The sequence below is a fragment of the Paraglaciecola sp. 20A4 genome, from assembly GCF_011378905.1.
GTDB lineage: Bacteria > Pseudomonadota > Gammaproteobacteria > Enterobacterales > Alteromonadaceae > Paraglaciecola.
In genome coordinates this window covers 58,000-79,705 of record NZ_WTPY01000004.1, presented here as the reverse complement: position 1 = coordinate 79,705, position 21,706 = coordinate 58,000, and the positions used below count along the sequence as shown (strand labels likewise).

The following is a 21,706-nucleotide window of genomic DNA, read 5'->3' as shown; positions in this document are numbered from 1 at the left end:
CCTTCCTTTTTTGCTATTACTGTTTGATTAACTGTTATTTTTAAGGATTATTACCACCCTATGAATTTTCTTGAACTGCCCTTTTTTGACGATCCTAATCTACTCATTTTATTAGGGGCTGCAGTGACGACTGGCTTGCTTTTAGGATGGCTAGTGAATTCTTTTTTTTCAGCCCGCAGGCGCGCAGAGCTTAAGACTCAACTTGAATATAATTTTCAGCAGTCCCAAGCCTATACTCAACAACAAATATTTGACTTAAAAGCTGCGCTGCAAGAATCTCTTAGTGAAAACAGAACCGCACAAGAGCACCAGGCAAGTTTACAAAATAGGCTCGGACAACTCACGCAACAAGTGGCACGAGTGCCGACGTTAGAGCAAGACAGTAAACGTTGGCAAGGTCATTATCAGCAAATTCAACAACATGCTGGTGAGTTACGTGAAGAACTAGCCGAGAAAACAGCGCGGTTTGAGCAAGAAAAAATTTCAAATAACGAAAAACTCGCTTTACTGGAATCATCAGAGCAACGTTTACAGCAACAGTTTGAAAATTTAGCAAATAAAATTTTTGAACAAAAAAACACGTCGTTTCAGCAGTCTAGTAAAGCAGGACTTGATGCGCTGCTAAATCCGTTAAAAGACCAGATTGAGGGCTTTAAGAGACAAGTAAGTGAGCAATATGTGCGTGAAGGACAAGAACGCGCTTCGTTGAAAACTGAAATTCTAGGCCTAAAAGAGCTTAATCAGCAGATCACGCATGATGCAGCAGCATTAACGAAAGCCCTCAAAGGTGACAACAAACAGCAAGGAAATTGGGGCGAGGTGGTACTTGAGCGAGTATTGAAAGAGTCTGGTTTGCGTGAAGGGCATGAATTCAATACCCAAGTTGCGCTTAAAAATGACAGTGGCAAACGCTATCAACCCGATGTCGTCGTGCACTTACCCAATGACAAAGACGTCGTTATCGACTCTAAAGTTTCGTTAGCGGCTTATGAACGTTATTTTAATGAAGAGCATGAAGAATCAAGAGTTGTATATTTAAATCAACATGTCGCATCTTTACGTAATCACATTAAAGAGCTCGGTAGTAAAGATTATCAAGATCTAAAGGGACTGCGTACCCTTGACTATGTGTTGATGTTTATCCCTATTGAGCCAGCGTTTTTATTGGCGGCGGAACACGCACCAGAACTAATTAAACTGGCATTTGATCACAATATTATGCTGGTTAGCCCAACAAATTTATTGGTGGCATTGCGAACTATTAATAATATTTGGCAGTACGAATATCAGAATCAAAATGCACAAAAAATAGCGGCTAACGCGGGCAAACTTTACGACAAGTTTCATGGCTTTGTGAATGATATGGAAAAGGTCGGTAAGTCTATGGAATCTACCCAGCGCAGTTATGATGCTGCAATGAATAAATTGACAACGGGCAAGGGAAACCTTATTCGCCAAGCTGAACAATTTAGAGAGCTTGGGGTTCAGTCAAATAAAAAGCTAGATGCGCGCTTATTACAAGACATTGATGAAGATCAAAGTGAAAATAGCCTACTCACTGGCTCCCAAGACGCTAATAACCCTGACCCTATAGACTTTGGGCAAAAGAGCGAGAAATCGTTATGACCCAAATCATTGATACGTTTATTGCTCCGCCTTGTAAAGAGTCGATAACAATATTGTATCAAGACGATTATCTGTTAGCCGTTGATAAACCGAGCGGCTTATTAAGTTTGTCGGGCAAGAATCCGTTAAATAAAGATTCGGTACATTATCGACTTGTTCAGCAGTTTCCCTCTGCCTTAATGGCCCATCGACTAGATTTTGGTACATCGGGCGTGTTGCTATTGGCACTTGATAAAGCCAGTAATGCTTGCCTGACTAAGCAGTTTCAGCAACGCAGTGTCGAAAAGCGTTATATCAGTATTTTGTTAGGGCATATTGAAAATGCACAGGGCAGGGTCTCTGTGCCCATAGCAAGGGATCCACCTAATTTCCCTCGTCAAAAAATTTGCTGGGGAACAGGTAAAGAAGCAATCAGTCAGTATCAAGTGGTGGATTATCTAGACAATCCACCACGAAGTAGGGTGGTGTTTACGCCTGAGACCGGCCGCACTCATCAGTTGCGCATACACAGCTTAGCCATGGGGCATCCTATTCTAGGTTGTGATTTATACGGTAGTAATGAAAGTGAGCATTTAGCGTCGCGCTTAATGCTACATGCCCAGCAAATAAAGTTTGTACATCCCCATACTAAAGAGGCGATGCAAGTAGAAGCGCCATGTCCATTTTGATGGTTTTATTGTTTACGAAGCGCTAATTACGGTGGCGTTAAATGACGCCATACTGTCTATTGAACATTAAGAATAAAATCTAATTCTACCTGCTATGCCAGTGAGTTTATTCTTTTGCTTAGTAGGTTATTTTTTTTATCAATTACCCATTCTTTTTTTGTAGGTTTTGATTTTATTTTTGTCGTTTTAAAAGGAAAGAAATAAAACGCTTAAAATGACGTTTGTGGCATCGATTCAGCGCCAATTATATACCAAAGGTTAATACCTATTGTTTTGAATTCATTCATAATTTTCTCGAATAATCATGTCTGCTAGGTAATTAAGTTATATCCTCTTAATGTAAACCTGTTTATAATTTATTGCGTTTAGTAAGGGTAAAAAAAACAGTCTTTTGTATCTGAGGCGTTAAGTATTGCTTTGTCGTGATGTTGCGGGGTATTAATGTTGTACGCCTTGCAAATCTATTGAGTACTTACCTAACCTATTGCTTTGCCAGTTCAGTCAGCACCTTAAAATAAAACTCATGGAGTGAATATTATGAAAATAAAATATCTAATTGGCGGTATTCTGCTAATCAGTTCCTTACCCATCATGGCCAAACACGGGCATCAAAACCACAAGAATAACGAATGGCAAACTATTTCTATCGCCCCGCAAATGGAGATTATAGACGACGAAGGGGTTTCTAAGACAATTGCGCCAGCCTGTGCTTTTGATTCACTCCCAAGCCCTATTGACGGATCACCGCTGGACAATTCTTTTAGATTTTATTTTAAAGAAGGTAAAAGTAAAAATGTACTGGTCTATTTCAATGGCGGTGGTTCTTGCTGGAATGATGCAACGTGTGTTGCATCACTTGCACTTGCCAGTGTTGAAGGAAATCGGCCCACATATAATCCATCGGTATTAGAGGAAAATTCTCCTATTGATGCAGGTGGTGTCTTTGATGACGAAAACCGCAAAAATCCATTCAAAAATTGGAGTAAGGTCTTTATCCCTTATTGCACTGGGGATCTCCATGCTGGCTCGAACGAGGTTACTTACCAGGACGTAGACGGTAGTATTACTGGGTTTGCTGGAGCCCCTGTCGCGGTCAAACATCATGGTTATGACAATGCTATGGCTGTGCGTGAATGGATGAAAAATCATTTTTCTGGTCGTAAAAAGAAAATTAAAAAGTTACTTGTCGCAGGTTCTAGTGCTGGTGGTTATGGCGCCACCTTGAACTTCCCTTATATTCAAGCTGCATTTCCTAAAACAAAAGTGGCTTTGTTCGCGGATGCTTCTGCATCGGTTGTTACCGAAGGCTTCGTAAATGAGGTATTTAGTTCACAGAGCAAATGGAATTTGCAAGAAACATTGGCGCCGATTTTCGCTAATGACCTAAGTACATTTAGCGCCTCAGGACTCAATATAGATTTATTTGAACGACTTTCACAGCACTATCCAAGAAACCGCTTTGCGCAGTATTCTACTGAACTAGATTTCGTACAAGTGCTGTTCTTTAAGGTGATGGATCAAAATGACTTAGGCAATTTTAATCCATTCACTTGGGAATTAGGTGCCCCAGATTACTTGTATTTTGCTGAGTGGAATGCGCGCATGACAGCATCATTTGAATATTTGTCTGAGACAACACACAATTACCAATATTATATCGGAGAAGGTAACGTACACACTATACTCACAGATGATTTTGCAACGGATGACATTCCTCATCCTTTTTACGATGAGCGCAGTGCACAAAATATAAAATTCAGTCGTTGGTTAGCACATTTTGTGTATTCAGGACGAATTCATGACCATAGTGTGCAGCCCGATGGGGAGTAGTCACTAGCGTGTTTGAACCGTTTAGAAAATGAAAGCATAAGACGCGAAAGAGGTCAGATATTAGATCTCTTTCGTATCCCCTCATTTTAATTAGAATGCTTTTTAGTTTGACTTATTGACGCTTCAAAGAATTATTTGCACATAAAACTTTCACAGAAATGGCATGCGGTGACTCGATACACATCCAAGCACAATTAAAAGTACGTTTTTCTAGGTTATTTCCCTCCAGCTGCTATTTTTAGACACGCCATACCGCTATACTATGCGCCGCAATTAAAAGCGATATAGAAAGCATTAGTTAAAATTTAAAGGAAAAAAATGACTCCTATTACTAAATCATTTCAGTATGGTCAGCATACTGTAACGTTAGAAACGGGCGTAATCGCTCGTCAAGCAACTGCTGCTGTTATGGCAAGCATGGACGACACATCAGTATTGGTTTCTGTTGTTGGTAAAAAAGACGCCAAGCCAGGTCAAGACTTCTTCCCGCTAACGGTTAACTATCAAGAAAGAACCTATGCTGCTGGTAAAATCCCTGGTGGATTCTTCAAGCGTGAAGGTCGTCCTTCTGAATACGAAACCTTAACGTCTCGTTTGATCGATCGTCCAATTCGTCCATTGTTCCCTGATGGGTTCATGAATGAAGTTCAAATTATTATCACTGTTGTTTCAGCTAACCCCGAAATTCCAACTGATGTTATTTCACTTATCGGTACTTCTGCTGCACTTGCTATTTCAGGTATGCCATTTAATGGTCCTGTTGGCGCAGCACGAGTAGGTTATACCGATGGTCAATACGTATTAAACACACGTACATCTGAATTAGAAAACAGCCAGTTAGACTTAGTCGTTGCCGGTACCAAAGGTGCGGTATTAATGGTTGAGTCTGAAGCTGATATCTTGTCTGAAGACGTGATGTTAGGTGCTGTTATGTTCGGTCACGAGCAAATGCAAACTGTTGTTAATGCAGTGAGCGAATTTGCTGCTGAAGTCAACACGCCTAAGTGGAACTGGGTTGCTGAGCCTGCGAACGTTACTTTGAAAGATAAAATCAAAGTGCTAGCTGAAGCACAAATGACAGAGGCTTATCAAATCTCTGATAAGATGGCACGTAAAGACGCTATCGCTGCATTAACTGAAAAAACAGTTGCTGCGATCGTTGAAGCGGACGCTGAGCAAGACGCCAAAGAAGTATCTGAGTTATTGCATGAGCTTGAAAGTGACGTAGTACGTTCACGCATTCTAGCAGGACAGCCGCGTATCGATGGTCGTGATCCTGCGATGATCCGTGCACTTGATGTTGCAACTGGCATTTTACCACGTACTCATGGTTCTGCTTTGTTCACTCGTGGTGAAACACAAGCAATCGTTGCTGCAACACTCGGTACTGAGCGTGATGCACAGATGATTGATGGCTTGAACGGTAAAGTCGATAGCCGCTTCATGTTGCATTATAACTTCCCTCCTTACTGTGTAGGCGAGACAGGTTTTGTAGGTTCACCTAAACGTCGTGAAATCGGCCATGGCCGCCTAGCTAAACGTGGTATTCAAGCGGTTATGCCGTCTGAGAAAGAATTCCCATACGTAGTGCGTGTTGTATCTGAAATCACTGAGTCGAATGGTTCGTCTTCAATGGCGTCTGTTTGTGGTACGTCTTTGGCATTAATGGATGCAGGTGTTCCGATTAAAGCATCGGTAGCTGGTATCGCCATGGGCCTTGTGAAAAACGATGAAAACTTCGTTGTTCTTTCTGATATTTTAGGTGATGAAGATCACTTAGGTGACATGGACTTTAAAGTAGCGGGTACCACTAATGGTATTACTGCTCTTCAAATGGATATCAAAATCGAAGGTATCACTCAAGAAATCATGCAAGTTGCCTTGAAACAGGCAAAAGAAGCACGTTTGCATATTTTGGGTGTAATGGACGAAGCGATTTCTGGTCACCGTGATGAAATGTCTGAATTCGCGCCGCGTATTTACACACTCAAAATCGACCAAGATAAAATTCGTGAAGTTATCGGTAAAGGCGGAGCTATGATCCGTTCTATTACTGAAGCGTCTGATACAAACATCGAAATCGAAGATGATGGTACGATCAAAATCTTCGCTACCGAGCGTGCTAAAGCCGATATTGCGATCAGCAAAATTGAGCAAGTAACGGCTGATGTTGAAGCAGGTAAAACTTACCAAGGTAAAGTGACACGTATTGTTGATTTTGGTGCATTCGTTGAAATACTACCGGGTAAAGAAGGTCTAGTACACATTTCACAAATCGCTCATGAGCGTGTGAATAAAGTGTCTGATCATTTATCTGAAGGCCAAATCATTGACGTAAAAGTCATGGAAATTGATCGCCAAAACCGTGTACGTTTAAGTATTAAAGAGTTGCTAGAAAAACCAGAAGCGTCAGCTGAAGGTAATCAGTAACAATAGAATTAACCCGCTAGGTTATTGCAATAACCTAGCGTAAGTTAGTATCTACGTAAACGATTTAAAAAGGAGCTTAAGCTCCTTTTTTTGTGCTCAATAAACAGGACTGAATGAGGGACTTCGTAGCAAGTTTACGTTAACTAATCACTTGCTCAAGCATGTGTTTATGGCCGGGCAAAACGGTTTCATTTTGCGTGACAGCCGTTTCAACGCAGAGCATTTTGCGGTAACCGTCATCTTCCATGTCTTGCATTTTATGGGATTTTTCTGCCCATGGATTCCATACCACTATGCTGTCATGACCCCTTGATTGAATGTGAGTAGCGTGACCATTACATTCTATCGTTAATGCCCTTGGAGTAACTAAATGTACTCTGTCAGTCTCACCACAAATTGAATACGGGGTAGGGGAATCGAGGCGCTTGTAAGCTTGTAACTTATCTTCGTACTGACCTGTCAAACCATTAAGTCTACATTTATCAATATCATCAACATGAAAATAACTGTGCAAAGCCCCGGTATATGTAAAAGGTTGGTCGCCGATATTTTCTGTGAGCAATTGAATACATATTTCACGACCAACGGTAATTATTAAGCTTAAGTGTGTTTGGCCGTCAAACCCTTGGCCTTTTGTGGTAGTTGGCTTTAAGCAAACAATGGTATTCCCATCTTTCTCATTACAGTCTGTAACGTGCCAATCTTGGATACGTACGTAACCATGAGAGCCTAATTCACTTTGGGTTTTATGAGGACCAAACCAAGGCCAGCAAATGGGAATACCGCCACGGATAGGGTGTTTGCCATCAAGCTGAGCATTTTTACTTAACCACAAACGTTGAACTCCATCGTGTTTGGGGATAAAGCTCAGTATATGACCACCGAATAATGAAATGGTCGCGTGGGCGTGGTCATTATCGATAATGAGCATTTCAATATCGCCCTGGGGGATCAAAGAAGCAGTTTGTGAAAGTAACATAGGGGTCCTTAAGATCAAAAAAAGGCAGTTATCTAGTGTAGATGACTGCCTTTTCGGAATAAAGCTTTATGGATTTATTTGCTAATGTGAGCAACCAAGTCCAATACTTTGTTTGAGTAACCAATTTCGTTGTCGTACCACGATACTAATTTAACGAACGTATCAGTTAACGCGATGCCTGCGGTTGCATCAAAGATAGATGTGCGTGTATCACCGATAAAATCTTGAGACACAACAGCGTCATCTGTATAGCCCATAATACCTTTCAACTCGCCTTCAGATGCAGCTTTCATAACGGCACAAATTTGTGCGTAAGTCGCTGGCTTAGCAAGGTTAACGGTCAAGTCTACAACTGATACGTCAGCCACCGGTACGCGGAATGCCATACCTGTTAATTTACCGTTCAGTTCCGGAATAACCTTTCCGACTGCCTTAGCTGCCCCCGTTGATGAAGGAATAATATTTTGTGAAGCACCACGTCCGCCACGCCAGTCTTTATGAGATGGACCATCAACCGTTCTTTGTGTTGCTGTAGTTGCATGGACAGTGGTCATTAAACCATCAACAATACCAAAGTTATCATTCAATACTTTAGCAAGAGGTGCTAAACAGTTTGTGGTACATGACGCATTCGAAACCACTTCTTGGCCAGCGTATGTTTTATCATTAACCCCCATAACAAACATAGGTGTGTCATCTTTTGAAGGAGCAGAAAGAACGACTTTCTTAGCACCAGCAGTGATATGTTTACGGGCAGTCTCATCCGTTAAGAATAGGCCTGTTGCTTCAACAACTACCTCGGCTTGAACATCGCCCCATGCAAGATCCGCAGGATCGCGTTCAGCGCTAACGCGAATGGTCTTACCGTTTACGACAAGATGACCGTCTTTTACTTCAACCGTACCGTTGAATCGGCCATGCGTTGAATCGTATTTCAACATATATGCCATATATTCTGCGTCTAATAAATCGTTGATACCGACTACTTCGATATCACTGCGCTCACACGCTGCACGAAAAACAAATCTACCTATACGGCCAAAACCGTTGATACCAATTTTAATAGTCATATATACATCCTCTAGACGGGTCGCAATTGCGAATTGTGAAATATAATTACGAAATTATGGACTAAATCGCTAAATAAGGCAAAATAATCACTGTAAAATGTTATTTTGTTACAGTTTCATTTAATGCAAACGTATTCAACTTCGCCTAGCGCTACATTTGTCTAATAATAGTAAGCTGAAATCAGTCCCATCTATAGGAATTAAACGTTAATGACAGTTTCATTGATTGACCAACTCGTTGAACATCGTGGTATCGAATCTCATTTCACCGATGCGTGGGGGAAACCTGCAACAATCGAATCTTCAGTTAAGAAAAAATTGTTGAGTGTGATGGGGTATCAAGTAGACAACCAATCTTCCCTCGAACAGCAAGTTAAACAAGAGATGATTAAAGATTGGTTATCGCCGCTTAACCCTGTTCATGTGCTGCGTTTTAATGATGCGTTTTCGTTTTGCGTTAGATTGCCTATTGAATTGGTGACTGATGAGTACATAGCGACTATCACGTTGGAGTCTGGTGAGAAAGTTGAACACGCCTTCGAACCTATCGACGGAGAGTTAGTTAATGTTAATCATATTGATGAAATAGAATTTCATGAATATTTGATCCATATAAATCGTGAATTACCTTTGGGCTATCACACGCTAGCACTGATTATTGATGGTGAGTCTTTAGCTGAAATGCGCATCATTGTTGCACCAAAAGCGTGTTATCAACCGCAGACCTTATTGGATGGTAATAAGATATGGGGTCTAAGCGTTCAACTTTACTGTTTGCGCAGTGACAATAACTGGGGAGTAGGCGATTTTAGTGATCTTGCTTATTTAACAGCAGAGGCGGCTAAAACAGGTGCGGACTTTATTGGCTTAAACCCAATTCATTCTCTATACCCTGCTAATCCATCTAGTTGTAGCCCTTATGGGCCATCTTCTCGTCGCTGGCTTAACTTTATTTATATTGATGTTAAAGCCACGGATGGATACGCGCAAAATAGCGTCCAAGATTTGGTCAATGAACCTTCGTTTCAAAATACATTAACACAGGCGCGCGACACCAGTTTAGTGGATTACCCTAGCGTAGTTAAGTTGAAGCTTGGGGCATTAAGCGCAGTTTTTGATTGGCAGCGTAAGCAATATTTTTCACAAAGCTCAGCTCAAAACGATGCGTTTAACGCCTTCATTGAACAAGGTGGTGAGAGTTTGCATACCATCGCTGTGTACGATGCGTTACAAGAAAGTCTTGCTAGCCAAGGGCAAGCGTCTTGGGGGTGGCCGGTTTTTCCTGAAGAATATGCCGATTTTAACGCTTCTGCGGTTGAGTTGTTTGCTAAAGAAAATGCAGTACGAGTGCAGTTTTTCAAATGGTTACAGTGGCAAGCAGCACTGCAATTTGAGAAAGCGAATAATGTTGCCCAAGATAATAACATGCAGATTGGTCTTTATCGTGATTTAGCGGTAGGTGTTAGCGAAGGTAGTGCCGAAATTTGGGGTAATAAAGATTTATATTGCACAGATGCAAGTGTTGGAGCTCCGCCAGATATTTTAGGCCCGCTAGGACAGAGTTGGGGTTTGCCACCAATGGATCCGCATAAACTTTATGAGCAGGCTTATCAGCCGATCATTGAATTGTTTAGTGCGAATATGCATGCAACGGGTGCGTTACGTATTGATCATGTTATGGCCTTACTGCGTCTATGGTGGGTGCCCAAAGGCGATAGCGCTAAGCAGGGGGGGTATGTTTATTATCCGGTAGATGATTTGTTAGCCATCTTGGCTCTTGAAAGTCATCGTAATCAGTCGATGGTGATTGGTGAGGACTTAGGCACGGTACCTGATGAAATTCGTGATAAATTAGCTGATAATGGGGTGTATTCATATCGCGTGTTTTTTTTCGAACAGGCTAAAGACGGAGGGTTTTATTCACCAAGTGATTACCCCGTACAGTCTATGTCGACACTGACAACTCACGATATGCCGACTTTGAAGGGCTTTTGGCATTGTGATGATTTAGAGTTAGGCAGAGAACTCGGCCTGTATCCGACAGAAGAGATCCTTGCACAGTTGTATCAGAGCAGACATGATAACAAACAAGCTATTTTAGATACGCTTCACGGTCATGGTTCGATTTCGAATAATATCAGTCGAGATGTGAATCAAGTTGGCATGACGAAAGAATTAAATTTTGGTATGCAGACCCATATGGCAAAAGGATCAAGCTCATTGCTAAGTTTGCAGTTGGAAGATTGGTTAGAAATGGATAAACCCGTTAATATTCCGGGAACGTTTAACGAGTACCCAAACTGGCAACGAAAGTTGACTCAGAGCTTACAGGTGATATTTAATAATCCTGAGCTACAGGCATTAGCTCAACGCTTGACAGAGGCAAGACGTCAAGCCAAGCAATAAACAATCCCGGCGGTCTGTCAGTCAGACCGTCAACACTGCAAGGCGACACAATGCAAATAGAAAAACAGCTACAACGTGCACAATGTACCTTTCCATTCTCTTATCTTGGATTAACCAAATCTGAAACGGCCTTTTCAATTTCCGCTTGGATACCCAATGCCACAGCAGTCAACGTTGTTGACCTTGCTACGCAGAGTGTGATTGGGACGCTCAATAAGCAAGGTACAAGTGATTTATTTAGTGCTGAGTTTACTGATGGTAAGCCACCTAGTGTGTACGCCTTTGAAGTGAAAAATCCCCAAGGTTCGTATCGCATCATCGATCCTTATCAATTCCAAGACCAAGCATTCCACGCGGTACATTTTGTTGATCATTTGCCTAAAAATGTATACGAGCAGCTTGGCGCTCAACTAATCGATTTAGATGTGGGGTTAAAGGATCCTATTAGCGCGACTCGATTTGCCGTTTTTGCTCCGAATGCTAGCTCGGTGGCGATCGTAGGTGATTTTAATTACTGGGATGGTTCCCGTTTACCGATGCAAAAAACCGATTTTGGTTATTGGGTACTGGTAGTACCGGGCGTTAAAGCAGGTGATAAATACAAGTATCAGATAAAAGATGGAGCAGGCAACGAATTGCCCCATAAAGCTGACCCGGTTGGGTTTTATGCTGAGCAATACCCTTCTCATGCTTCCGTGGTGTTTGATCACAAACAATACCAATGGAATGACAGCAAGTGGCAAGAGCAAGTAAAGGGCGATAAATACAAACAAGCTATGAGTATCTATGAGGTTCATTTGGGCTCTTGGAAGCGCCCTAGCGATAGCTCTGAAGCGAGATATTTGAGTTATCAAGAATTAGTCGAACAACTTATTCCGTATGTAACGGATATGGGGTACACCCATATCGAATTATTGCCTATTTCGGAATTTCCGTTTGATGGCTCTTGGGGTTATCAACCTGTTGGTTTGTTTGCCCCTACAAGCCGCTTTGGCAGCCCTGATGACTTTAAATATTTTGTTGATCAATGTCATCAGAATGGCATTGGCGTGATCATCGATTGGGTGCCAGCGCATTTCCCTGAAGATGGACATGGTTTAGCGCGGTTTGACGGTACACATGTTTATGAATATGAAGACCCACGTAAAGGTTGGCATCCTGATTGGAATTCTTGTATTTATGATTTTGGTAAAGACACCGTACGTCAATTTTTGGTTGCGAATGCATTATTCTGGTTAGATAAGTACCATATTGATGGGCTGCGCGTAGATGCCGTCGCATCGATGCTTTATTTAGATTACTCCAGAGAAGAAGGCGATTGGATACCGAATGTTGATGGCGGTAACCATAACTATGAAGCCATTAGTTTATTGCAATGGATGAACAAAGAGGTTTATTCCCATTATCCAAATGCCATGACAATAGCAGAAGAGTCTACGTCATTCGCTAAAGTATCTCGACCGGTATTTGAAGGCGGCTTAGGGTTTGGATTCAAATGGAATATGGGCTGGATGCATGATTCACTGCATTATATTTCCAAAGATCCATCTTATCGTCGTTACCATCATGGGGAGATCACCTTCAGTATGGTTTACGCATTCGACGAGAGTTTTGTATTACCTATTTCTCATGATGAGGTCGTCCACGGTAAAGGTTCCTTATTACGTAAGATGCCAGGAGATGAATGGCAACAAGCGGCAAATCTGCGCTGTTATGCGGCATTTATGTACGCTCATCCAGGGAAAAAGCTGAATTTCATGGGGAATGAAATTGGACAGGCTGAAGAGTGGAATCACGATAGTTCGATTAACTGGCATTTGCTTGGCTACGAAAAGCACAAAGGGATCCAGTCATTGTATCGTGATTTGAATAAGATGTACGCTGACTACCCTGCGTTACATGAATTGGATCACCACTACACAGGCTTTGAATGGATTGACCATGAAAATTCTGAGCAGAGTACCTTGGCCATGTTGCGTCAATCGGCAGGTGGTAAGCAGCAAATTTATGCTCTAAATAATTTCACCCCGATACCACGAACAAATTTTCGTCTTGGCGTAAAAGAACTTGGCGAATATACCGTTTTGCTTAACACTGATGATAAAAAGTATTGGGGAAGCGGTCTTAATCTTAGTGCTCAAATGACGGCAACGAAAACGCCATGGCACAACCAACAGTATTCAATTAGTGTTTCATTACCGCCGTTGGCGACGGTATTTATTTTATATAAGGGTAAGTAAACGATGACAGGGGTGAATTATCGGGTTCAATCAGGAACCAGCACCTATTTAGGCGCTGTACTTGATGAAAACGGCTGTAATTTTGCATTGCATTGTCCTAATGCTGAAAGCGTAAAATTGTGTTTGTTTAGCAGTAAAGATGAAGAGCAAATTGCGATTATTGAAATGCCGGCTAAAACGGGAAAAATATGGCACTGCTACATTGAAGGCATTCAAGCGGGGCAATTATATGGTTATCGCACTTCTGGTGGAAGTAAAGATACCCCCGGGTTTCATTTTACCCCTGAAAAATTACTCATTGACCCTTATGCAAAATCCCTAAGTCGACCAATGCATTGGGATGCAAAGTTGTATGCAGGGGATAGTCAAAAGATGATCGCCAAGAGTGTGGTGGTGACCAATATTTTGAGCAAAGATCGCCCCCCCAAACCTAATACCCCCCTCGATCATACTGTGCTTTATGAAGCGCATGTCAAAGGTATGACAGCACAACACCCTAATGTCCCCGTCGAGTTGCGAGGTACCTTTTTGGGGCTATGCCAGCCTGAAGTGATTAAACATCTAAAAAGTTTGGGTATCAGTGCGGTTCAACTCATGCCTGTAGCTGCATTTATGCCTGAGCCATACATAACTAACAAAGGTCTAACCAATTATTGGGGCTACAATCCTATTAATTATTTTAGCCCTGAGCCCAGATATGCCGTGAAGGATGCCATCGGTGAATTTAAAACTATGGTAGATGCTTTTCACGAATCCGGGATTGAAGTTATTTTAGATGTGGTGTTCAACCATACTGCAGAAGGGGGATTAGATGGGCCAACTTTGTCGTTTAAAGGATTAGATAATTCATCTTTTTATCTGTTCGAACGCAATGAATACGGAACAATTGATTATAACAAATTCGTTAATAATTCTGGCTGTGGTAACAGCGTCAACACGGCATTTCCTTATGTACTTAAAATGGTCATGGACGCATTACGGTATTGGGTGCAGGAAATGGGGGTTGATGGCTTTCGTTTCGATCTAGCGGCTAGTCTGGGTCGTGATCCTTACGAGTTTTCAACAATGTCAGGCTTTTTTAGAACGATACGTCAAGATCCTGTACTTGTGGGATGTAAGCTTATTGCAGAACCCTGGGATATCGGCAATGGCGGTTATCGTTTAGGGCAATTTCCATCGAATTGGTTGGAATGTAATGATAAATATCGCGACACCGTGCGGGCATTCTGGCGCGGCGATAAGGGAACAACCAGTGATTTTGCTACTCGCTTACTTGGCTCCAGAGATGTATTTCCTAAAGAAACACGTTCTATTTTAACCTCGGTAAATAACATCACTTATCATGATGGCTTTACCCTACACGACTTAGTCAGTTATCAAGAGCGACACAATGAAGCCAATGGCGAGCAAAATCGTGACGGACATGGTCACAATTTATCGTCTAATAATGGTGTCGAAGGACCAACTGACGATCCCGCGATCATTGATATTCGTGAACGACAAAAACGAAATTTGTTCACCACTTTGTTATTATCGCAGGGGATTCCCCACGTACTAGGGGGAGATGAGTTAAGTCGCACTCAGCAAGGTAACAATAACGCTTACTGTCAAGATAACCCCATTAGTTGGTTAGACTGGGATTTAAACAAAACAAGTCAAAAATTCCTAGATTTTTGCCGCTATGTTATCGCTATTCGTCAACAGAGTGTCTTGTTGCACCATTTGCAGTTACAAGATGATAACTATGATTTAGCCCATAATGTCGCCAAAATTTATTGGTATCGACCTGATGGCGCTCGAAAATTAGAAGACGATTGGAATGACCCAAATAATCAATGTTTTGCTTTTGAGTTGCGGGGCGAAGAGTCCACTACTGGAGAGACAACAGAACATTGGTTAATGGTGTTCAATGCCAGTGATCATGATGTAAAGTTCAATTGCCCAGCGTATTTTGGTAATCAGCGCTGGAAGCTAATACTGGATACTCAGTATGCTGATTTAAGCGAGCAACCTGATGTGATTGTAAATAATTGCTACAAACAGATCAGTAATAGCATTTGTTTGTTTAACGCCATCTAGTAGGTTATTGATACTGCATGACTTGATGCTGTTTATCCTTTTGACAGCATCAAGTTGGCCGCCCGACATACTCCACTATTATTCATTCGATGATGACACCATCTATATGCCTGTCAGTGCTGTACATAGTATGCTTGCTTGAAATAGATAAACGATGTTGATTGTTTGTATAGTTTAATAGGTGGGATATACAGGCTTTGACCTAGTAAATATGATCTTACTCCCCATATTTATAATTGAATTCAAATATATGAGGTTTCGCGATGAAGTTATCTAAACAGCAGTGGCGGGAAAAACTTAACGACGAAGAGTTTCGTGTGGCGCGTCTTAAAGGCACAGAAAGACCGTTCACTGGTGAGTTATTAAATAATGATGCCCTAGGCGATTATGTATGTCGATGTTGCGGTGAGAAATTATTTGATTCAACTGATAAGTTTGATGCGGGCTGCGGCTGGCCCTCTTTTTCTGCTCAAAGTGCGGACAATAACGTTGAATTCCACCAAGACAACAGTCTTGGTATGCAGCGAATTGAAATTGTTTGTAAGCACTGCGATGCGCATTTAGGGCACGTTTTTAATGACGGACCACAACCAACAGGACAGCGGTATTGTGTTAATTCTGTCTCCTTGGCATTTAAAGAAAACGATAAATAGTCAGAATTTGCGTTTAAGCAGTCGATAATTATCAGCAAAACTGAAAAAAACGGAAAAAAAACACTTTTTTTTCTGAAAGTTTTTTTCAGTTATTGGTTATTTTTTAAGCATTAAGACTATTTGTCATTATTCTAATGAGAAAACGTTCTATCTCCAATATCATCAACTAATTGCTCTGCTCGTTCTTCTAATATTCTTAAATTACTAGTGGCAGGTAGGGTCTGCTTAATGTTAACTAGATTAACGTTCGCGACCTTAAACTCATTTGCGACAAACGCCCAAACGTAAGCTTCTGGGTAGTTTTCTTGTTTTAAATTGATAGTACTAAGACTAATAAAAATCTCAGTATCGATTTCATCCTCTTGATTGTAAAGGGAAAGCGCTTTAAATAGCGCTTTTTTAGCCTTTTCTAAATCAAATTTAACATAGTAAGAGGCTAGGCCAAGTTGTAGGCTAGGGGTATTGAGTTTACCTTGCTTTTCTTGTCGCAAAAATTCATTGAGCGCTTCTTTTTTACCAAATCGAGACCAATGATATAGGAGCAAATGTGGTTCGTGAGAGTGTTCGGTCTTACGTATCAAACGGTTTAATTCTCTTTCAGCGCTAACAGCCGCTTCTCTGCGTCTGGTTTGCTTTTCTATCTGCACAATATGTTCTATTTGAGCAGCTTTATTGATACACACTTTGTATTTCTCGAAATCTTCAAGCAGGTAAAAATCGATTAACTCACTGGGCGATTGTAGGTAAGCATATCTGTGCTTAATGATACGGCTCTTCTCGGCTAGGCACCATCCGTCAGGGTTAAGATCGGCACAAAATTCAGTATGTTCTTTACAGATTTTTTCCGCTGTCATAGGAAACAACATGTCACATGCGGTGATAACAAACATCGACAGCAAAATACCAGCAATACGCATAAATTCCCTTGTAGTTAAATTACCAATATATCGTCATTTTAGATGACAAATTGCTGAATTTAGTAAATTTTCAACAATTTGGCGCAATTAGTTACTTTGATTAGAATAACGACCCATTTTGCTTTGTCCAAGCAATCTCGTCGCTTTTTATGAGCCAACCACGTTTTTGAGAGTTTTTAAAGATCATGAATCAACAATCTGAACAAGCATTAATGAGCAGTTGGCAAGAACGTCAAGAATACGCTGAGCGTATGTTGCCGCTATTGGGTAATTTATATCGAAATAAAGCGGTCGAAATATCGATTTATGGTCGCCCTATGTTGGGGGCATCAACCATAGATATTATTAAAGCCCATCGTACTGTTCGTTTGAAAGAAGGTACAAAGCTGCGTTTGCGTGAGAGCTGGCCTCTGCTAGAAGAACTCAGTAAATTGCCTTTAGCCCCAGCACAGATTGATTTAGGAAAATTGGCTTATGCCTATCACTTTAAAGATGAGCATAAAAGCAAAGGCATTGAACAATATTTGCGCGAAGAGCTTGCTGATATTTTAAATGTTAAAGATAACCACCCGGCTCAAGATGTTGTGCTGTATGGCTTCGGTCGTATAGGAAGATTGCTGGCACGTCTGTTAATTGAACGCCAAGGTAAGACGAATAAATTGCGTTTACGGGCAATTGTTGTCCGTGGTGGCAAAGAAGGCGATTTAGAAAAACGTGCTAGTTTGCTACGCCGCGATTCAGTCCATGGCCCATTTAACGGCAGCATTACAGTAGATAAAGAACGCAATGCTATTAAAGCGAATGGCTCGTATATCCAAGTTATTTATGCAAACTCGCCAAACGAGGTTGATTACAATCAATATGGTATTGAAAACGCAATTGTCGTGGACAACACTGGAATGTGGCGTGATGAAGAAGGCCTGGGTCAACATTTAAATGCTAAGGGTGTTAAAAAGGTATTGTTGACAGCACCAGGTAAAGGGTCAATCAAAAATATTGTTTACGGCGTAAACGAAAACGATATTACCCCGGAGGATAAGATCCTGTCTGCGGCTAGCTGCACCACCAATGCGATTACGCCTGTATTGAAAGCGCTGGACCAAGAATATGGTATTAATGGCGGGCATGTCGAGACCGTACATTCTTTTACTAATGATCAAAATTTAATTGATAATTTCCATAAAGCTGACCGCCGTGGACGCAGTGCGGCACTTAATATGGTGATAACCGAAACTGGAGCTGCTAGCGCTGTGGCAAAGGCTTATCCTCAATTAGAAGGCAAGCTTACGGGGAGCTCTATACGAGTACCTACGCCAAATGTATCGCTCGCTATATTGAATCTGCACTTAGCTAAAGCAACCGATAAGTTGCAGATTAATGAATTTTTGCGTGATATTTCGCTGTTTTCGTCTTTACAACATCAGGTTGATTACACCAGTTCGAAAGAGATTGTGTCGACAGATTTGGTTGGTTCTAGAGCTGCTTCAGTAGTTGACTCTCAGGCGACAATTGTCGCCGGTGATCGCGCTACCATATATGTTTGGTATGACAATGAATTTGGTTATAGTTGCCAGGTTCTGCGTGTCGTCCAAGATATGGCGGGACTGCATTATCCGAGCTTACCGAAGGTAGAATAATTCAGTTTAGTTAAATAGTGTTTCTAAGTGGGCGTGCTACTTTCTTGTTTTAGTAGCGCGCTTTTTCGTTTCCAGGGATGCTTGACGTACGCCGCTTGACGTAAAAAGGTCAATGCTTTGTTCAATCGGTAAATTAGTTAAAGCATGCTAGGAGATTTACAGGTAGTAAATTATTGCAAATGACCGCTACAAAAAGCTTTGCACCCTTGGCTTTTTACGTGGACATTATGCTAAATTGTCCGCGGTTAAATTAGATGGACAGTAAATGTGAGAATTAGCAGCAATTTTGATAGTGGTAACATTCGCGTTATCCAAGCAACAAGCGAAAATGATATTCAGTTAGCTATTAAAAAAGATAATCAGTCAGACTTTTATCAGTGGTTTCATTTCAAGTTAGATACCCGTCCATGGATTTCCCATCGTCTTACCATCGTTGATCTTGCTAAATCTGCTTATCCCGACGGTTGGCAGAATTATCAGGCTGTGGCGTCATACGATAGAGAAGAATGGTTTAGAGTCGAAACCCAATTTGATGGTGATAAACTGGTAATTGAGCACACCCCAGAGCACGGGCATATTTATTTTGCTTATTTCGCGCCTTACTCCTACGAGCGTCATCTCGATTTACTTGCTTGGGCACAGACCAGCGATTTATGTGAGCAATCATTTTTAGGTCATACATTGGACGGTCGTGACATGACACTGTTGACGATTGGTGAAGCTGGCGAAGGTAAAAAAGCTATTTGGATTACTGCTCGTCAGCATCCAGGCGAAACAATGGCCGAGTGGCTTGTTGAAGGGCTATTGGAACGACTGCTGGATAAAGATGATGGACTGGCCCGATTATTACTTGATAAAGCGGTATTTTACGTCGTGCCTAATATGAACCCCGATGGTTCTGCCCGAGGGCATTTACGCACGAATGCTAACGGGGTTAATTTAAACCGTGAGTGGGCTAAGCCATCGATGGAAACTGGCCCTGAAGTATTTTTAGTCATGCAAATGATGCAACAAACAGGTGTCGATCTTTTCTTAGATATGCACGGCGATGAGGCGTTGCCATACAACTTTGTAGCGGGTAGCGAGGGTAACCCGAACTATGACGGGCGTATTGGAAATTTAGAAACGATATTTAAAAATGCGTTTTTAACGGCTACTCCTGAGTTTCAAGATACCTTCGGTTACGATAAAGATGCACCGGGTGAGGCCAATATGTCGGTTGCCACTAATGCTGTGGGTCACGCGTTCTCATGTTTAGCTTACACCTTGGAAATGCCCTTTAAAGATAATATAGAAATACCCGATTCAGCTTATGGCTGGTCACCCATACGTTGTAAGCAATTAGGTCAAGATGTACTTGTTGCTATACGTGCTGTGGTAGATGAATTGCGTTAAAGCAGTTTGTTTGCCGCGTTTAATATCCAACTTAAAATAATAAAATTATAACAATTAAAAACAAAATAAAGTAAGGGGAACTGTGTGGAAGGCTTTCATGATTTACTGAAGTTATTGGATAGTATGTTAGGGGGCGCTTGGTGGTTTCCCTATGTATTGTTAGGAACAGGTTTGTTTTTTACGATTTACCTTAAATTTCCGCAAGTTCGCTTTTTTAAACATGCGTGGCTGGTTGTCACAGGGAAATACGATCATGAGGGCTCACCTGGTGATACGACGCACTTTCGTGCTCTAACCACTGCTTTATCCGGTACTGTCGGTACGGGCAATATAGGCGGCGTGGCCTTCGCAATATTTTTAGGCGGCCCAGCAGCCCTTTTTTGGATGTGGGCAACCGCTTTTTTTGGTATGACAACCAAATTTGTAGAGGTGACGTTATCGCATAAGTATCGGGTAGAAACCGCGGATGGCACTATGGCCGGTGGCCCAATGTACTATATGGACCGACGCTTAAATATGAAGTGGCTAGCAGTCGCGTTCGCTATTGCAACGGTTATCAGTTCATTTGGAACCGGAAACCTACCACAAAGTAATAATATCGCGGCGAGTATGGAATCAACCTTTGGCTTTGATCCATTAGTAGTCGGCAGTGTGCTAGGGGTAATGCTAGGATTAGTTATTTTGGGCGGGATAACACGTATCGCTGCCGTTACTTCAAAAATTGTACCCTTAATGGCGTTTATTTATCTTATAGGGGCACTGGCGGTTATATTTGCAAACTTAGAAAATATTGGGCCGGCATTTGCCTCGGTTATTGGTGATGTGTTTACTGGCTCGGCGGCAACGGGCGGTTTCTTAGGGGCAACAATAGCGTATGCATTTAACCGTGGGGTAAACCGAGGTCTGTTTTCAAACGAAGCAGGTCAGGGTTCCGCGCCGATTGCTCACGCTGCAGCTAAAACTGATGAACCTGTTTCAGAAGGTATGGTGTCTATTTTAGAGCCATTTATTGATACCATTATTATTTGTACCCTTACGGGCTTGGTTATTTTATCTTCCGGTGTATGGAAAGAAAAACACCACAATGTGTTCGATCGTAGTGATATGATGATCGTCTCTGGTGCTTACACTGATACTGATGAAAGTGATCGCCAGCAGCTTTATGCGTATATTAACGATCTCGATACCTCAGAAGTAACCCCATTTAACGGTGAAATACAGGTTGTTAACGGCAAAGCTATTACGATGGGTTATACCTTGTTAAATGCACGCTCTGTGGCCGAAGATGTAAAATTTACTTTTGGTGAAGATGAAGATTTATTTACCGGTAAATTGAAGGTTGTTGATGGAGGGTTGATAAAAGATAATATAGTCGTATCAGGTAATTCATTAATACACTCTGCGAGTTTGACTGCATTGGCCTTTACCAAAGGATTCTTTGGTGAGTCCGGTAAGTATATTGTCTCTGTTGGTTTATTGCTGTTCGCATTTTCTACCGCTATTGCTTGGTCATATTATGGTGACCGTGCTATGACTTATTTACTCGGACCACGCGCCGTTATGCCATATCGTGTGGTGTACGTATTTGCCTTTGTTTGGGCGGCCGTTTCAGATACAACGCTCGTCTGGACGTTATCCGCAGTGGCGATAGTGGTAATGACCTTGCCTAACTTATTAGGTATATTTTTACTGCGCAAAGAAATGAAAGAATCAGTAGATAAATACTGGGACGATTTTAAAAAAGAACATAAATCAAAATAATTTTATAAGAAATTG

Annotated in this window: 14 protein-coding genes; 11 read left to right on the top strand and 3 right to left on the bottom strand. The window is 41.6% G+C overall.

The annotated features are described in order from the left end of the window. Positions 1–60: 60 nt before the first annotated feature. The 4 genes from rmuC to pnp all read left to right on the top strand — a co-directional run bounded on the left by rmuC (position 61) and on the right by pnp (position 6,554). Positions 61–1,626: a DNA recombination protein RmuC gene (gene rmuC, locus GQS54_RS06175; RefSeq protein ID WP_166423147.1), complete on the top strand. Its 1,566-nt coding sequence runs from the start codon at positions 61–63 to the stop codon at positions 1,624–1,626. After that, positions 1,623–2,294, top strand: coding sequence for a pseudouridine synthase (locus GQS54_RS06170; RefSeq protein WP_205967649.1), 672 nt, complete (start codon positions 1,623–1,625; stop codon positions 2,292–2,294). Before rmuC ends, GQS54_RS06170 begins: the two co-directional genes overlap by 4 nt. 537 nt (positions 2,295–2,831) lie before the next feature. After that, entirely contained in the window at positions 2,832–4,124 is a 1,293-nt protein-coding gene (locus tag GQS54_RS06165; RefSeq protein ID WP_166423146.1) for a pectin acetylesterase-family hydrolase, read from the top strand. A 318-nt stretch (positions 4,125–4,442) separates the two neighbouring features. Continuing rightward, a complete protein-coding gene (pnp, locus tag GQS54_RS06160) occupies positions 4,443–6,554 on the top strand; it encodes a polyribonucleotide nucleotidyltransferase (protein ID WP_166423145.1) in 2,112 nt (703 codons plus the stop codon). A gap of 139 nt (positions 6,555–6,693) precedes the next feature. Here the strand turns inward: pnp and GQS54_RS06155 are convergent, their stop codons facing one another. Together GQS54_RS06155 and gap are read right to left on the bottom strand one after the other, a co-directional pair. Further along, entirely contained in the window at positions 6,694–7,533 is an 840-nt protein-coding gene (locus GQS54_RS06155; protein WP_166423144.1) for a D-hexose-6-phosphate mutarotase, read from the bottom strand. Between the two features lie 74 nt (positions 7,534–7,607). Next, a complete protein-coding gene (gene gap, locus GQS54_RS06150; protein WP_166423143.1) occupies positions 7,608–8,603 on the bottom strand; it encodes a type I glyceraldehyde-3-phosphate dehydrogenase in 996 nt (331 codons plus the stop codon). Between the two features lie 210 nt (positions 8,604–8,813). Between gap and malQ the strand changes: the two genes are divergently transcribed. From malQ to msrB, 4 genes are all read left to right on the top strand, one after another. Further along, positions 8,814–11,009, top strand: coding sequence for a 4-alpha-glucanotransferase (gene malQ / locus GQS54_RS06145; RefSeq protein WP_166423142.1), 2,196 nt, complete (start codon positions 8,814–8,816; stop codon positions 11,007–11,009). 50 nt (positions 11,010–11,059) lie between these two features. Next, on the top strand, positions 11,060–13,249 hold the full coding sequence (gene glgB, locus GQS54_RS06140) for a 1,4-alpha-glucan branching protein GlgB (RefSeq protein ID WP_166423141.1): 2,190 nt from the start codon (positions 11,060–11,062) through the stop codon (positions 13,247–13,249). Positions 13,250–13,252: 3 nt separating this feature from the next. Beyond that, the gene (glgX, locus tag GQS54_RS06135) at positions 13,253–15,328 is read left to right on the top strand and encodes a glycogen debranching protein GlgX (protein ID WP_166423140.1); all 2,076 of its coding nucleotides are present in this window, start codon (positions 13,253–13,255) and stop codon (positions 15,326–15,328) included. 263 nt (positions 15,329–15,591) lie between these two features. Next, a complete protein-coding gene (gene msrB / locus GQS54_RS06130; protein ID WP_166423139.1) occupies positions 15,592–15,981 on the top strand; it encodes a peptide-methionine (R)-S-oxide reductase MsrB in 390 nt (129 codons plus the stop codon). A gap of 131 nt (positions 15,982–16,112) precedes the next feature. Here the strand turns inward: msrB and GQS54_RS06125 are convergent, their stop codons facing one another. Beyond that, positions 16,113–16,898, bottom strand: a complete 786-nt coding sequence (locus GQS54_RS06125) for a DUF2989 domain-containing protein (RefSeq protein WP_166423138.1) — start codon at positions 16,896–16,898, stop codon at positions 16,113–16,115. Between the two features lie 185 nt (positions 16,899–17,083). Here GQS54_RS06125 and GQS54_RS06120 point away from each other — a divergent pair, with 185 nt between their 5' ends. From GQS54_RS06120 to GQS54_RS06110, 3 genes are all read left to right on the top strand, one after another. Next, entirely contained in the window at positions 17,084–18,535 is a 1,452-nt protein-coding gene (locus GQS54_RS06120) for a glyceraldehyde-3-phosphate dehydrogenase (protein ID WP_166423137.1), read from the top strand. A gap of 267 nt (positions 18,536–18,802) precedes the next feature. After that, a complete protein-coding gene (locus GQS54_RS06115) occupies positions 18,803–19,930 on the top strand; it encodes a M14-type cytosolic carboxypeptidase (protein ID WP_166423136.1) in 1,128 nt (375 codons plus the stop codon). 84 nt (positions 19,931–20,014) lie between these two features. Beyond that, positions 20,015–21,691 (top strand): AGCS family amino acid carrier protein, encoded by a 1,677-nt coding sequence (locus GQS54_RS06110; protein WP_166423135.1) that lies wholly within the window; start codon positions 20,015–20,017, stop codon positions 21,689–21,691. Positions 21,692–21,706: the final 15 nt, after the last annotated feature.